Source organism: Lysinibacillus sp. BS3, assembly GCF_039614735.1.
GTDB lineage: Bacteria > Bacillota > Bacilli > Bacillales_A > Planococcaceae > Lysinibacillus > Lysinibacillus capsici.
The window spans coordinates 4,264,708-4,278,251 of record NZ_CP154860.1 but is presented as its reverse complement, the minus strand read 5'-3'; the positions used below and the strand labels follow the sequence as shown (position 1 = coordinate 4,278,251).

Here is a 13,544-nt window from a genome sequence, read left to right as displayed (position 1 = left end):
TGTAGCTCCCTTTTCTTTATTTCAGCGCACGAATAAAAATGCGTTCACTTTCCTCGTCAGGTGCCTCATCTGTAAAGTCTGCTGTAATTTCCACATGACTAAAACCGATGGCATGCAACCAAGCCATATACTGCTCGATAGTGTAAGTACGTTGCACGTGCTCCTCATCAAAGCGTTCATATAATTCACTTGCGTCATCTCGTACATAAAAGGTCATTTGATGAATAACCGAATGTTCAAAGTCGGCAGGCTCCGTATGCCATATATAACTAATGTCACCATCATCATACGTGAACGGACCATCTAAAAAAATCTCATTCATTTTAAATAACGAGTGAACATCAAAAAACAGCTGACCTCCATCACGCAACGCCGCATAGATACGTTCTAACGTCGTATAAACAGAGTGCTCCTCTACCACATAATTCAAGGAATCAATTGTGATTGTGACAACATCGATTTCCTCAAAGCCATCTAGTTCGACCATAGACATACAGTATAATGGTGCATGGTAGCCTGCACCAGCAAAGCGTTCTGCGGCAATGGACAGCATCTCTTCTGATAAATCGATTCCACTGACTTGATAACCAGACTTTGCAAATAACAAGCTAAGTACACCAGTGCCACAACCAATATCCAACAGTTTTGGGTACTGGCTGCTTGGTGCATGCTGTACAACCCAATCTACATAAAGATTGTAAGGAATATCCGTTTGCAGCTCATCATAGACATGAGCAAAGCGTTCGTAACTCACTCAGGCCTCTGGCATGTCTAGTTGCGGTGCATCGCCCCAAAGACGCTCTAAATTATAATAAGCACGCTCATCCTTATGGAATACATGTGCCACAACATCGCCTAGGTCAACTAGTACCCAACGAGCTCCATCAAATCCTTCGACACGGCGAATTTCATAGCCTTGTTGTTCAGCTACATCCTGTAATTCGCGTGCAATGGCTTGCACTTGGCGATCTGAGTTACCATGAGCAATAATAAAATAATCTGCTAAAAGGGAAATTCCTTGCATATTTAAAACGACAATATCCTCACCATGTTTGTCGTCAATTGCTTTGTACGCTGCTTGTAATAAAGTTGAAGTCATCCTTCACTATCCTCTCTGTTCATCATATCGTTATAACATTCTATAGATAAAGGATAAATCGGCTGCTTTGTGTCAATTAAAAATGCCAAAGTATGGCGTACACATGCACTCATCGCCTTATCCAAATTTTTTTGTGCTTTTTTGCGCAGACGATCAACTCCATCAAATCGACGGTTCGGTTCAATCATATCTGCGACAAAAATAATTTTTTCTAAACGGCTCATATTAGCCCGCCCAGTTGTATGGAAACGAATAGCATTCAACAGCTCTTCGTCTGTGATACCAAACTCACTTTGTGCTATATATGCACCTACTGGACCATGTAGTAATTCACTACCCCATCCAATTAGTCTTTCATCTAATTTTTCATCACGAACGATATTTTCCATCCACTCAATATCAGCATATTTAGCAATATCATGGAGGATAGCTGCTGTTTCAGCTTTTTTTACGTCCTCGCCATATTTATGAGCTAGGTTGATGGCCGTTTCCATCACTCCGACTGTATGAATATAACGTTTTTCAGGCATTCTTGGCTTAATCACCGCTAAATACTGTTCGCGTTCCATAAAGACCTTCCTCTCGTATGAACGTCTCTACAGCTTCTGGTAGTAGAAATGTCACCGTTCCTCCTGTAGCCAGGCGTTCACGAATCAGTGTGGACGATAAATCGATTTGAGGTATTTCCACCATACGTATAGGGTACTCTGTTGCCGCGGCTGTCCCTGGACGCTTTACTCCGACAAACTGAACAAGTTTCACTAAATCATCTATACAATGCCATGTATGTAGCGAATCAATCATATCGCCACCGATGATAAAGTAAAATTTCACATTCGGCTCTCTTCTACACAATGCAGAAAGTGTCTCATAGGAATAGGATACGCCACCCTTCTCAAGCTCATACGACTCTACTGAAAAATAAGGAAATGGACGAATCGCACGTTTTACCATTTCAAGTCGTTCAACATTACTAGCATCAAAACGTGCATGCTTATGTGGTGGGATGGCATTAGGCATAAAGCGGATTTCATCAAGTTCTAGCGCATGAAATACTTCATTTGCCATTAAAAGATGACCCAAATGTGGTGGGTTAAATGTACCTCCAAGTAAACCGACCCTTTTCATCGTCTCACCTTATTTCGTTACTTTTGGTAATACAATCTTTTTATGATTGCGTGACTCTTTATATAAAACAACTGTCAGACCGATTAATTGGACAAGCTCCGCATGAGCGCCTGTGGCTAATGCTTCTGCGACTTCATGTTTATCCTCTTCACAGTTATCTAAAATACGTACTTTAATCAATTCACGTACTTCTAATGCCTCGCGAATTTGCTTTGTCATTTCATCATTAACGCCACCTTTTCCCACTTGGAAAATAGGTGTTAAATGGTGTGCTTCTGCACGTAAAAAACGTTTTTGTTTACCTGTTAACATAAAAATTAGTTTCCTCCTAATTGCGCCTTCAGTTGCGCAATCATTGAATTTGTATTTGGATAGTTTCCTAACCAGTGTTCAAAAGCGATGGCTCCTTGATGGACAAACATTCCTAAGCCAGTGACAATCGTTGCTCCTTTTTCTTCAGCCGCTTGTAAAAAAGGCGTCATTAATGGATTATACACAATATCCGCAACAATTGCTTCTTTCATCAGCCGATCTAATGAAAATGGCATTGAAAAATTGCCCGTGGAAAGGCCAGCTGATGTCATTTGCACAATAATGCTGAAATCAGCTAGCGTTTCTTCCGCTTGTTGTAATGAAATGGCACGTCCCATACCCATTTCATCAATAATCATTTGAGCATTCGTCACCGTACGATTGGCGATGGTTACATGACGATAGCCTTGTTGCTGCATAGCAAAGGCAATGCCTCGAGCAGCACCTCCAGCACCAACAAGTAATACAGGCTTGTCTTTATGAAAAACCCCAACGGCTTCTTCCAGTGATCGAACAAATCCAATACCATCTGTATTATAGCCTTTCAGCTTTCCTTCTGTTGTTCGTACGACTGTATTCACTGCGCCCATTTTTTGTGCCAGCTCATCTAGCTCGTCTAGATACGGAATGATTGCTGTTTTATGAGGAATGGTCACGTTCCAGCCACTTGCCCCTAATGTCTTCAAACCAGCAACAGCAGATTCTAATTGATCAGGCGTTACATGTAAAGGAATATATGTCGCATCAATTGACATGTCCTCAAACCAAGCATTGTGCATGGCAGGTGATTTTGAATGTTCAATTGGATCACCCATAACTGCAAACCATTTCTTCATTTCCTAGTCCCTCTCTCTACTATGTCCTCCATTTAGATCAGCGAAGGACGAATTGAAACTTGTACACCTTTTGGTGCGTAAGCTGCTACTACTACATTCGCATGTTGAACGGTAATCCAGCCAAGTCCAGAAAATACTACATCTGTTTTCGCTTCTTTGATGGAAAATTCGTGACGAACCAATGGCGGTAACTGGTCGATAAAGTCCGCAGTTGGGGGTGCCAATAATTCTCCTTTATGCTCTTCATATAACGCATCTGCCTTCTCAAGCTTTGTACGATGAATTGGTAAATCATTTGCCACATGGATGGTAAAGGCAGAACGATCACCCTGAATAAAATCAAATCTTGCTAATGCACCAATAAATAGAGTTTGCCCAGCATTTTGTTGATAGACTTTCGGCTTAATTTCTTTTTTCGGCATAATATATTTTAATTCACTGGCATCAATATGATGAGCCATTTGATGATGATTAATAATACCTGGCGTATCATATAATGCACTACCATCATCCAATGGAATATCAATCATGTCTAAAGTAGTACCTGGGAAATGTGAGGTTGTAATCACTTCACCCTCACCTGTTGCCTGCTTAATAATTCGGTTAATGAACGTAGATTTTCCAACATTTGTACAGCCAACAACATATACATTTTGTCCTTTACGATATTCATCGATGGCTTCCATTGCTTCTGCCATCCCTTTGCCTTTATGGGCACTGACTAATAGGACATCGATAGGCTGTAGTCCAAGAGCCTTTGCTTCACGTTTCAGCCAGTTGATAACTTTTTTTGGCTTCACAGACTTTGGTAATAAATCAGCTTTGTTGGCAATCAATAGGACAGGATTCTTCCCTACAAAACGATGAAGCCCTGGTAGCCAGCTTCCATTAAAATCAAATATATCAACAATTTTTACGATTAAGCCTTGCTGTGTGCCAAGACCATTTAAAATACGTAAAAAATCGTCATCTGTTAACGATACTGGTTGAATTTCATTGTAATTTTTCAAACGGAAGCAACGCTGGCAAATGACCACATCCTTTTCTAATGATGATGGGGGTGCATACCCAACTGCTGTTTTATCTTCTGTTTGAATTGTTGTACCACAGCCAATACAATTTGGCATTTCAATCATTCTTGTTCCTCCCAAGTTATAATTCCTTTTCGTTTCAAATCATTAAATACGCGACGTTCAATGAAACGATTCAATTTTGTTACAAGCCCATCTGATTGTGCAACAGGCTTCACGAGCACTGTGTGTAAGCCTAAGCGATTTGCGCCCATTACATCCGTAAGGAGTTGATCTCCTACCATTACTACTTCATTTGGACGTAAGCCTAGTTGAATCAGTGCATTATAAAAAGCATTACGAAGCGGCTTTTTCGCCTTGTGAATATAAGGGATACCTAACGGCTCAGCAAAATGCTTTACACGAGCTTCCTTGTTATTTGACGCAATAATAACACGAATACCTGATTCTTTCATAATGCGTAACCAAATGATTAGCTCTTCTGTTGCATCTGGACGATCCCATTCAACAAGCGTATTATCTAAATCCGTAATGATTCCTCTAATCCCTAATTCTTGTAACTTTTCCGGCGTAATTTCAAAAATATTCGTCACAAATTCGTTCGGTAATAAAAAATTATACAAAATAGCGACCCCTAATCTTAACGTATTATTCGACCATTATAGCATATTTGCAAAGGCTTCACCCATTCGAATTGGGCTTCCTTTTACAACATTATCCGTAAATTTAATTGTATCCTTTTCAAACAGCATCACAACAGTGGAACCAAATGAGAAATAACCAACTTCCTGCCCTTTCTGCCATTTCGTTGTTGTATTGGTAAGTACAATGGAATTCACAAAGGTTGCACCTACTTTGATAAATGCAACATGCTGATTATTTGCTGCTTTCAGCTCAGTCACTAAACGATAATTATGAGAAATTGGTTTTTTACCGTATGTAAGACCTAACTGATTCACAGGATAAGATTTCTGACCAAGTGTATATTGTCGTAAGACTTCTCCATCTATCGGGCTATGGATACGATGGTAATCAGCAGGACTTAAATAAAAAACAATAAAATGTCCGTCTGCATATTGTGCAGCTCGTTCTGTATTGCCGAGTAAATCTTGTAATGCATAAGGCTTACCCTTCACAAGAAATGTCATATCCCATTCAATACGTCCAAAGGATTCCACTTTTGCGTCCACTGGGCTGGCATAGACAGTTGGATTTTTTTCAATAGGTCGAGCTTCTTCAATAAGTTCTCTTGTAAAAAAATCATGTAAACATGAAAATTGTTGTTGTTTTTTTGAAACTTCTTCAAGGTTAATATCGTATAACTTCATGTAGCTTGGTATTATACGTTTACTCCACTTCGCTTTTGCTATTGTCTGCAAAAGATGGGAAGATTGCTTACCATTCGTTAGTTCTATCAAGCGTTGATATAGTTTTTCTTTCATACAGTAAAACCCCTATCCATTAATTTAGACTGTCAATTTTTTCGCATTCGAAGTATAATGGTACAATATCTTAAGTGCAAAGGAGTGATCCCCCTTGTTTTTTTATCACAAGTTGGTGGATACCACGGTTAAGAAAATGAAATCGCACGCAGCTAACTTCATAACAATTAGTAATATGTCCTTTGGAGGCGCGGCTATTATGGCCACTCTACATGAATACTATAGCTATAGTGTCTTGTTTATCTTTATAGCAGCTCTTCTTGATCGCTACGATGGTAAGGTAGCGAGAGCGCTCGGACAAGTGTCAGAATTAGGTAAACAATTAGATTCTATGAGTGATATTATATCATTTGGTGTGGCGCCTGCATTATTAATGTATGAAGTTGTTCTAGTTGATTTTGGTTTTGTCGGCATGATGATGGCCGTATTATTTATCGTCTGTGGCGCGATGCGTTTAGCTCGCTTCAATATTAGCGAAGCGAACGGTTATTTCACAGGTTTACCAATTACAGCCGCAGGTACGTTCTTAACTTTAACGTATTTCGCAGCTTATACGTTCCATCCGGCATTTTATCTTTTCCTTTTCCCCATTTTAGCTTTACTCATGATTAGTACATTTACGTTAAAAAAAGTGTAACAGCACATTTGCTGTTGCACTTTTTTCATTTCCCACGGCTTTTAAACATATACTGTCGAAAAATGGGGAAAGGATGAAATCATTCAATGAGCGGAATTTTTACATCGATGTTGCAGTTATGGCTTGAAATCCCTGCGTTGCTTGGCTATTTAAAGGGGCAAACATTCCATAAACCCTTTTCAAAAGAAGAGGAAGCTGCTTGTATTGAACGATTTTTAGGTGGCGATGAGCAGGCGCGTCTTGATCTAATAGAACGTAATATGAGGCTTGTCGCACATGTCGTTAAAAAATTCCATCCAAAACATGAGCAACTCGATGATTATATTTCTATTGGAACAATTGGACTAATGAAAGCCGTTGAGAGCTATACCCCTGATAAAAAAACTAGACTTGCCACATATGCAGCTCGTTGCATTGAAAATGAGATTTTAATGCATCTACGCACCCAAAAGAAAGTGCAAAAAGACGTTTCGCTATTTGAGCCGATTGGAACTGATAAAGATGGGAACGCACTGCAAATTCGCGATTTACTTCAGTGTGATGAAGAAAGTGCCACAGAGAAGCTAGAGCATAAAGAGCATGTAGCACAACTATACCACTATTTGCATATGCTCGATGAACGTGAGCTCGAAATTGTGACACTCCGTTATGGCTTAAATCAACAGGATGCACTTACGCAAAAGGAAATTGCAGCACGCTTAAATATTTCACGTAGCTATGTATCTCGCATTGAAAAACGGGCACTTATTAAACTCTATCAACTATATAAACGAGACCAAAAAACTATTGAATAATATATTGTAAAATGGTTATGAAAAAAATTCAATCCTTCAATGACGGAAGAATATGCCTATTTCATGGCATATAAAAAGCTCCCCTGCGACATGACTATGTCGCAAAGGAGCTTTCCCGTCATACTAGTGTGCTGATTCAGAGAGTTCTGCTGAAATCAACGTACCTATTAAAGTTGTAATAATCACTACACCTGCTGTTAAAAATAACATCATGAATGCCTCCCATTCTATTATGAAGAGATTTATTAATGTCAGTGTAGCATTTGTTTTTTGTATCAACTGTGATTTTTCTCACAGAATAAACCACACATTTTGACCATTCTGTGTAGTTTATAGTGAGGAAATTGCTTTTAATACGACTTGTGTCGAATGTTTTGCAGCAACTGGTAAAAATTCATCAAAGCTAATATTCGATTCTTTACCTGCAATATCTGATAATGCACGAATGACTACAAAAGGTGTAGCAAATTGATAACAAACTTGTGCAACTGCAGCCGCTTCCATCTCTACAGCTTTCATTTGAGGGAAATGGCGACGAACAGCCTCTACACGTTCAGGATCATTCATAAAAGCATCCCCAGAGCAAATTAAACCAACGCCATACTGGTGCTCTCCAACTGCCTTTACAGCCTCCTCAGCTACCTTCATCAATTTCTCATCTGATTTATATGCTGCTGGCATACCAGCCATTTGTCCAATTTCATAGCCAAAGATTGTGACATCCACATCGTGGTGACGAACTTCATCAGAAATAACGACAGCGCCTACCTCAAGAGCTTCATCATATCCACCTGCAGAGCCTGTATTAATGACAACATCTGGTTTAAACTCATGTAAAAGAATTGTCGTAGACATAGCAGCATTTACTTTACCAATACCGCTTTTTAATAATACGACTTCCTTGCCTTCAAAAGTTCCTGTTGTATACTCACTACCTGCAATCGTTGTGCTGTGTGCATCGTCTAATGCTGCTCTTAGAAGCTCCACTTCCTCTTCCATTGCGCCAATTACTGCAATTTTCATGTACTGTTACTTCCCTTCTTTTATCAACTCTATTAAAAATAATCAAAAGAGTGATTTTCGTCAATAGGCGCCTTCTAATGTATTTAGTTGCTCTAGCTTCACAGGCTTCCACCCTTCATTATCAACCCATTCCATGCTTACACGATACATTTGAGATTTATCATTGGTCGAAACAGTTGCAATGGATGAATTAGGACCACCATTATTTTGCATACGCCAGATGATCATATTGCTTTGGTCAATACCTGTCACAGTAGATACTGTTGCTACTTTCTCAGCCCAGTCTACAGACGTGTCGTCATATGAAGACACATGCTGACCTGTTTGAGTTGTAGGTGTTGGTTGCCAATTTTTATTCGTGATGACCTTCTCAACAATAGGATTATCTGATGCTGATTCTTCTGCTGTGCCTTGTTCTTCCTGGGATGTCTCAGGTTCTGATTCTTCTTCTGAAGGTTTATCTTCTTCTACAGCAAGATCTTCTTTTTCTTCATCCGTTGGTTCTTTTTCTACTTCTTTTTCATCATCACCGCTCTGTTCTTCTTGAACGGGTTCCTCTTTCACTGCTTGATCTGCATCATCTTGCCATTTAAACACATAGGTTGCTGTGATAATAATGAGTACAACCACAACACCAATTAGAACATTCAATAGTTTATCTAGCTTTTTATTACGAGATGGCTGCAAATGACGACCACTTCGAGTTTGTCGTTCACTCATAATGTCTCCCCCTCTCTAGGCAATATTCTATCAAGTTCGACAGCACTTGCAAAATAATTCTACTCACTATTTTACTACATAGTTATCACGCTAAAAATGGTACAAGCAGTCAGCCAAAGGCTAACTGCTTGTACATAGTCATATTATTTAATTGAGACAATTTTCACTTTCATTTCGCCGCCAGGTGTTTGAACGACAACCTCTTCACCTTCAGCACGACCAAGTAGACCTTTTGCAATCGGTGATTCATTGGAAATACGGAATTCCATAGGATCTGCCTCAGCAGAACCAACAATTGTATAAGATTCTTCATCTGTTGATGGCTTACCATTGATGATTTCTACGAATGTAACCGTTTTCCCTAGTGATACTACACTGTTATCTGTCTCGTCTTCAGAAATAATCACTGCATTGCGAATCATTGATTTTAATGTTGAAATACGACCTTCTAAAAAGGCTTGTTCTTCTTTAGCAGAATCGTACTCAGCGTTTTCAGAAAGATCTCCAAAATCACGTGCTATTTTAATGCGTTCAACGATTTCTTTTCGTGTTTCAGTTTCTAATTTTACTAATTCTTCTTCTAATTTACGTTTTCCCTCAGCTGTCATAGGGTACTGTTTTTCATTTGCCAAAGTCCTTCACTCCTTGTTTCTTCAATATAAAAACATAAAACTCGACTAAATGCACGGAAGATGCATTTAATCGAATTTTATTATTTTTAAACGTTTTCAAATTACGCTTTGACCTAATAGTATGCATGCTTTTTCAAAATATGCATGTAAATATTGTCAATACCACTCTATCTTATTACAATACGTTGTCGGTTTCAAGAATAGTTTTAATTTTCGTTACCATTAAATCAATCGCCACCTCATTATCCCCACCTTCAGGAATAATGATATCAGCATAACGTTTTGTTGGTTCAATAAATAAATTATGCATCGGTCGAACCGCTGATAAATACTGCTCAATCACCGAATCCGTTGTACGTCCACGCTCTTTAATATCACGCATAATACGGCGAATAATACGTAAATCTGAATCTGTATCCACAAATAATTTAATATCCATTAAATCACGTAAATCAGCATCCTCAAGGACTAGAATACCTTCTAGTATAATAACATCTACTGGTTCAACATGTATAACTTCTTCTGCCCTTGTATGCTGGACGTAATCATACACAGGTTTTTCAATTGGTTGACGCACTAGCAACTTTTTTATGTGCTCAATTAATAAATCATTATCGAAAGCTAACGGATGATCATAGTTAGTTCCTAAACGTTCTTCAAATGTTAAATGACTTTGATCCTTATAATAAAAATCTTGTTCAATTACCACAACAGAATGCTCACGGAAAACATCATAAATGGCGCGCGTCACACTCGTTTTTCCCGAGCATGAGCCACCTGCGATTCCGATGACAACAGGGCGCTTCACTGCCATTAGTTATTCTCCTTTCGCATCATGTTATGCGGCTTCAATGGTGTATCACATTTAAATTTCACAATTTGTAATGGATGACGAGCTGCATCTAGGCTATTGCCATCCTCGTCCCAAATTTCACCCATTGTTAAACGGAAATTCTCAATTTCAGGACCAAAGAATTCTACTTCGTCACCAGGTTTAAAATAATTACGCTGTTGCATTGTCACTATTTTTGTCTCTGGATCATGCTCTAAAATAAGTCCAGCAAATTCATAGGTTGTTTTACGACCATGCACACCAAACATCTGCTCCTCAAAGCCAGGTGCATCATGGAAGAATGCTTCAGCCGTATCACGGTTAGCACATTTGTCTAATTCCTCTAGCCATTCACGTTTAATTTTAAAATTATCAGGATCTGCACAATAAGCATCAATCACTTTACGGTACACAGAAACAACTGTCGCTACATAGTGAATGGATTTCATACGACCTTCAACTTTTAACGAGTCGATACCTAGCTCAATCATATGAGGAATCGCTTCAATTAATTTTAAATCTTTTGGACTCATCGCAAATGGTGCATGACTCTCATCGAAAAGTGCTTTTTCTTCACCATCTTCTAATTCATATAGATCGTAGTCCCAACGGCATGATTGGCAGCATCCCCCTCGGTTTGAGTCACGAGCCGTCATATGATTAGAAAGAACGCAACGACCAGAGTAGGCAATACACATTGCTCCATGAACAAAGGCCTCAATTTCAATGTCGACCTTTTCCTTCATCAGCTTCATTTCTTCTCCGCCCACTTCACGTGCTAATACAACACGATGTAAACCTTCTTCTTTCCAGTACTGCACGGCCTTCCAGTTGGACAATGATTGCTGAGTAGAAAGGTGAATTTCAAGCTTAGGTGCTGCTGTACGACATGTTTCAATAATGAGCGGGTCTGCTACAATAATACCAGTTACGCCCACTGATTCAATATCCTTTAAATAACGCTCTAAGCCATCCATATTTTCATTGTGGGCAAAAATATTTGTTGTTACATATATTTTCGCACCATATTGATTGGCAAATTCTACACCTTCACGCATCTCTTCAATTGAAAAGTTATCCGCATTCGATCGTAGACCAAACTCTCGCCCACCGATAAATACAGCATCTGCTCCGTAATGGACAGCTATTTTTAATTTCTCTAAGCTACCAGCTGGTGCAAGTAGCTCTGGTTTTTTTGTAATGACACGTTTACCGTTGACAATCTCACGGATTTTGTCATTTTGCTCTAACGCTAATGCCATGTTATTGTCCCCTCCTAGTAAACTGTTTCCTTGAAGATAAAGCCCGTATCTAATGGTCTAATAGCTGGTTGAATATCTTCAATTTTTGCTAATAAATCGTCTTTTATTTCTTCATATGCCTCTTCTGATTCGTCAAAATACGTATCGATCGCTTTTCGATAAGCTTCTGTTACCGCGACTACATAGTCTGGCGTTTGAAGTACACCTTCAATTTTCAGAGCATCGATGCCACCTTCAAATAATTCGCCTAGTTCATCAATAATACACATATCATTTGGACTGAAAATATGTGTACCATTTACATCTTCATATATTGGATATTTGTTATTTCGTTCATCATCATGTAGGAACATATTACGATTTTCCTGGCGATTTTCAATAGCCATTACTTTATCTTGATATAAGAAATAATGGCCGAGTAATGGACGTTTTGATTGGAACATACATGTCATGCCATGTACTTGTACTTCAATTTCCATTTCGGTATTTTCTTTAATTTCTAATACTTCATCAAGAGAAAGCTCACGCGCTAACACGGCACGCGTTGCACCACGTTTCCCCCAGTAATTAGCCGTAAACCAGTTTGTAGCTGTCGTTTCTGGATTCCAATGTAACGGAATCGTAACACCTTGCTCTCTACGAATAATGAGAACCGCTGGATCACCGTAGATTAAACGGTCCACACCGATACGTTGCATTTCATTTAAATAATCAGCAAGTGCCTCTAGCTTCTCATTATGGAAAAGTGCATTGACTGCAACATATACCTTTTTACCCGCTTCATGAATAAGCTTTGTCGCTTCTTCTACTTCTTCAACGGAGAACTCTCCTGCTAGACGTAGACCAAATTGTTGTTCACCAATAACAAAAGCATCTGCTCCAGCGACTAAAAGTGCTTTTATATGTTCTAATGATTGTGGTGTCACAAGCAATTCTGGTTTTTTCATAGTAGTCACCTCTTCAAACATAGTAATAAACCATCACCGACTGGTAAAAAAGCACTTGTATAATCTGGGTGCTGCATAATCCAATCCGTGAAGTTTTTTAAATTGCGAATCATTGTTCGCTTACGACGTGGAACATCCTTCAACTCTAAATCAGACAAACCATGCATGTACATATTATCGATATACAATACCCCACCTGATTTTACTAAAGGTGCATATTTTTCAAAAAAGCGTTGGTATTGTCCCTTCGCAGCATCAATAAAGACCGCATCGAATGTTGTGTTAATGGCCTCGTCATCCACTTCTAAAGCGTCACCCTCAATGACCGTAATTCGATCGGATACAGTCGACCGTTTAATATAGGCTTTTGCCCTTGCTACACGATCTTGATCACGTTCAATTGTAACAATTTGGACATAAGGCAATGCCTCTGCCATACGAATAGCAGAGTAACCAATTGCTGTACCTATCTCTAAAATTTTTGACGGATTTTGAATACGCAACAGTTGATTTAATGCATCAATACCTGCTAGCTGCATGATCGGTACGTGATGCTCCTCCGCAAATGCTTCCATTTCTAAAAGCAATTCATTACGTGGCTGTATAAATGATTGTATATATGCATCTGATAATTCCATTGTTTCCACCCTCATTTAAAAGGCAACGAGCGTTTGCCGTTGTCTGTACTTCATCATTTATCAACAAAAAGAAAAAGACCAAACGTGATGTCTTGGTACTTTGCCATACAAAAATGAGCAATTGCTTCGATATGCTCAAACAATTGCCACCACGCATATTTGTCCCGCATAAATGAACGGATTGATCAAAAATCACACTTTATAATAGCAT

At 39.0% G+C, this 13,544-nt stretch carries 19 protein-coding genes; 2 read left to right on the top strand and 17 right to left on the bottom strand.

What is annotated here, in order from left to right; all coding sequences use genetic code 11:
* Positions 1-16 precede the first annotated feature (16 nt).
* The 9 genes from AAJG31_RS21295 to AAJG31_RS21255 are packed head-to-tail and all read right to left on the bottom strand — an operon-like array spanning position 17 to position 5,848.
* A complete protein-coding gene (locus tag AAJG31_RS21295; protein ID WP_115674130.1) occupies positions 17-754 on the bottom strand; it encodes a class I SAM-dependent methyltransferase in 738 nt (245 codons plus the stop codon).
* Positions 755-1,099, bottom strand: coding sequence for a ribosome silencing factor (gene rsfS, locus AAJG31_RS21290; protein WP_004226890.1), 345 nt, complete (start codon positions 1,097-1,099; stop codon positions 755-757).
* Positions 1,096-1,668 (bottom strand): bis(5'-nucleosyl)-tetraphosphatase (symmetrical) YqeK, encoded by a 573-nt coding sequence (yqeK, locus tag AAJG31_RS21285; protein WP_103118467.1) that lies wholly within the window; start codon positions 1,666-1,668, stop codon positions 1,096-1,098. The genes rsfS and yqeK overlap by 4 nt, the downstream gene beginning before the upstream one ends.
* Positions 1,637-2,227: a nicotinate-nucleotide adenylyltransferase gene (locus AAJG31_RS21280; RefSeq protein ID WP_103118468.1), complete on the bottom strand. Its 591-nt coding sequence runs from the start codon at positions 2,225-2,227 to the stop codon at positions 1,637-1,639. The genes yqeK and AAJG31_RS21280 overlap by 32 nt, the downstream gene beginning before the upstream one ends.
* Positions 2,228-2,236: 9 nt before the next feature.
* Positions 2,237-2,539 (bottom strand): ribosome assembly RNA-binding protein YhbY, encoded by a 303-nt coding sequence (gene yhbY, locus AAJG31_RS21275; RefSeq protein WP_048392151.1) that lies wholly within the window; start codon positions 2,537-2,539, stop codon positions 2,237-2,239.
* A gap of 5 nt (positions 2,540-2,544) precedes the next feature.
* Positions 2,545-3,375 (bottom strand): shikimate dehydrogenase, encoded by an 831-nt coding sequence (gene aroE, locus AAJG31_RS21270; RefSeq protein ID WP_131520522.1) that lies wholly within the window; start codon positions 3,373-3,375, stop codon positions 2,545-2,547.
* Between the two features lie 32 nt (positions 3,376-3,407).
* Positions 3,408-4,511 carry a ribosome biogenesis GTPase YqeH gene (gene yqeH, locus AAJG31_RS21265; protein ID WP_131520521.1) on the bottom strand — a complete coding sequence of 368 codons (1,104 nt, stop codon included), beginning with the start codon at positions 4,509-4,511 and terminating at the stop codon, positions 3,408-3,410.
* On the bottom strand, positions 4,508-5,029 hold the full coding sequence (locus tag AAJG31_RS21260; RefSeq protein WP_016994153.1) for a YqeG family HAD IIIA-type phosphatase: 522 nt from the start codon (positions 5,027-5,029) through the stop codon (positions 4,508-4,510). The genes yqeH and AAJG31_RS21260 overlap by 4 nt, the downstream gene beginning before the upstream one ends.
* 36 nt (positions 5,030-5,065) lie before the next feature.
* Positions 5,066-5,848 carry a phosphatidylserine decarboxylase gene (locus AAJG31_RS21255; RefSeq protein ID WP_048392148.1) on the bottom strand — a complete coding sequence of 261 codons (783 nt, stop codon included), beginning with the start codon at positions 5,846-5,848 and terminating at the stop codon, positions 5,066-5,068.
* A gap of 199 nt (positions 5,849-6,047) precedes the next feature.
* On the opposite strand from AAJG31_RS21255, the gene pssA reads away from it, so the two are divergent.
* Both pssA and sigK read left to right on the top strand, forming a co-directional pair.
* Entirely contained in the window at positions 6,048-6,485 is a 438-nt protein-coding gene (gene pssA, locus AAJG31_RS21250) for a CDP-diacylglycerol--serine O-phosphatidyltransferase (protein WP_004226869.1), read from the top strand.
* 86 nt (positions 6,486-6,571) lie between these two features.
* Positions 6,572-7,279, top strand: a complete 708-nt coding sequence (gene sigK, locus AAJG31_RS21245) for an RNA polymerase sporulation sigma factor SigK (protein WP_004226867.1) — start codon at positions 6,572-6,574, stop codon at positions 7,277-7,279.
* A 123-nt stretch (positions 7,280-7,402) separates the two neighbouring features.
* Here sigK and AAJG31_RS21240 read toward each other — a convergent pair whose 3' ends face one another.
* The 8 genes from AAJG31_RS21240 to AAJG31_RS21205 all read right to left on the bottom strand — a co-directional run bounded on the left by AAJG31_RS21240 (position 7,403) and on the right by AAJG31_RS21205 (position 13,333).
* Entirely contained in the window at positions 7,403-7,558 is a 156-nt protein-coding gene (locus tag AAJG31_RS21240) for a hypothetical protein (RefSeq protein WP_026023469.1), read from the bottom strand.
* A gap of 51 nt (positions 7,559-7,609) precedes the next feature.
* Positions 7,610-8,302: a 5'-methylthioadenosine/S-adenosylhomocysteine nucleosidase gene (mtnN, locus tag AAJG31_RS21235; RefSeq protein ID WP_016994157.1), complete on the bottom strand. Its 693-nt coding sequence runs from the start codon at positions 8,300-8,302 to the stop codon at positions 7,610-7,612.
* A 60-nt stretch (positions 8,303-8,362) separates the two neighbouring features.
* A complete protein-coding gene (locus tag AAJG31_RS21230; protein WP_048392147.1) occupies positions 8,363-9,022 on the bottom strand; it encodes a YrrS family protein in 660 nt (219 codons plus the stop codon).
* A 143-nt stretch (positions 9,023-9,165) separates the two neighbouring features.
* Positions 9,166-9,654, bottom strand: a complete 489-nt coding sequence (gene greA / locus AAJG31_RS21225) for a transcription elongation factor GreA (protein WP_016994160.1) — start codon at positions 9,652-9,654, stop codon at positions 9,166-9,168.
* 175 nt (positions 9,655-9,829) lie between these two features.
* On the bottom strand, positions 9,830-10,468 hold the full coding sequence (udk, locus tag AAJG31_RS21220) for a uridine kinase (protein ID WP_004226858.1): 639 nt from the start codon (positions 10,466-10,468) through the stop codon (positions 9,830-9,832).
* On the bottom strand, positions 10,468-11,748 hold the full coding sequence (locus tag AAJG31_RS21215; protein ID WP_054550066.1) for a U32 family peptidase: 1,281 nt from the start codon (positions 11,746-11,748) through the stop codon (positions 10,468-10,470). Before AAJG31_RS21215 ends, udk begins: the two co-directional genes overlap by 1 nt.
* 14 nt (positions 11,749-11,762) lie before the next feature.
* Entirely contained in the window at positions 11,763-12,695 is a 933-nt protein-coding gene (locus AAJG31_RS21210; protein WP_115674133.1) for a peptidase U32 family protein, read from the bottom strand.
* A gap of 5 nt (positions 12,696-12,700) precedes the next feature.
* Positions 12,701-13,333, bottom strand: coding sequence for an O-methyltransferase (locus AAJG31_RS21205; RefSeq protein WP_054550064.1), 633 nt, complete (start codon positions 13,331-13,333; stop codon positions 12,701-12,703).
* Between the last annotated feature and the right edge of the window lie 211 nt (positions 13,334-13,544).

Bases quoted from the DNA above. Each gene is read 5' to 3' on its own strand.
- yqeK (WP_103118467.1), bottom strand. From the start codon at position 1,668: ATGGAACGCGAACAGTATTTAGCGGTGATTAAGCCAAGAATGCCTGAA.
- AAJG31_RS21210 (WP_115674133.1), bottom strand. From the start codon at position 12,695: ATGAAAAAACCAGAATTGCTTGTGACACCACAATCATTAGAACATATA.
- sigK (WP_004226867.1), top strand. From the start codon at position 6,572: ATGAGCGGAATTTTTACATCGATGTTGCAGTTATGGCTTGAAATCCCT.
- AAJG31_RS21230 (WP_048392147.1), bottom strand. From the start codon at position 9,022: ATGAGTGAACGACAAACTCGAAGTGGTCGTCATTTGCAGCCATCTCGT.
- AAJG31_RS21255 (WP_048392148.1), bottom strand. From the start codon at position 5,848: ATGAAAGAAAAACTATATCAACGCTTGATAGAACTAACGAATGGTAAG.
- udk (WP_004226858.1), bottom strand. From the start codon at position 10,468: ATGGCAGTGAAGCGCCCTGTTGTCATCGGAATCGCAGGTGGCTCATGC.
- yhbY (WP_048392151.1), bottom strand. From the start codon at position 2,539: ATGTTAACAGGTAAACAAAAACGTTTTTTACGTGCAGAAGCACACCAT.
- AAJG31_RS21215 (WP_054550066.1), bottom strand. From the start codon at position 11,748: ATGGCATTAGCGTTAGAGCAAAATGACAAAATCCGTGAGATTGTCAAC.
- AAJG31_RS21280 (WP_103118468.1), bottom strand. From the start codon at position 2,227: ATGAAAAGGGTCGGTTTACTTGGAGGTACATTTAACCCACCACATTTG.
- yqeH (WP_131520521.1), bottom strand. From the start codon at position 4,511: ATGATTGAAATGCCAAATTGTATTGGCTGTGGTACAACAATTCAAACA.
- mtnN (WP_016994157.1), bottom strand. From the start codon at position 8,302: ATGAAAATTGCAGTAATTGGCGCAATGGAAGAGGAAGTGGAGCTTCTA.
- rsfS (WP_004226890.1), bottom strand. From the start codon at position 1,099: ATGACTTCAACTTTATTACAAGCAGCGTACAAAGCAATTGACGACAAA.
- pssA (WP_004226869.1), top strand. From the start codon at position 6,048: ATGGCCACTCTACATGAATACTATAGCTATAGTGTCTTGTTTATCTTT.
- AAJG31_RS21205 (WP_054550064.1), bottom strand. From the start codon at position 13,333: ATGGAATTATCAGATGCATATATACAATCATTTATACAGCCACGTAAT.
- aroE (WP_131520522.1), bottom strand. From the start codon at position 3,375: ATGAAGAAATGGTTTGCAGTTATGGGTGATCCAATTGAACATTCAAAA.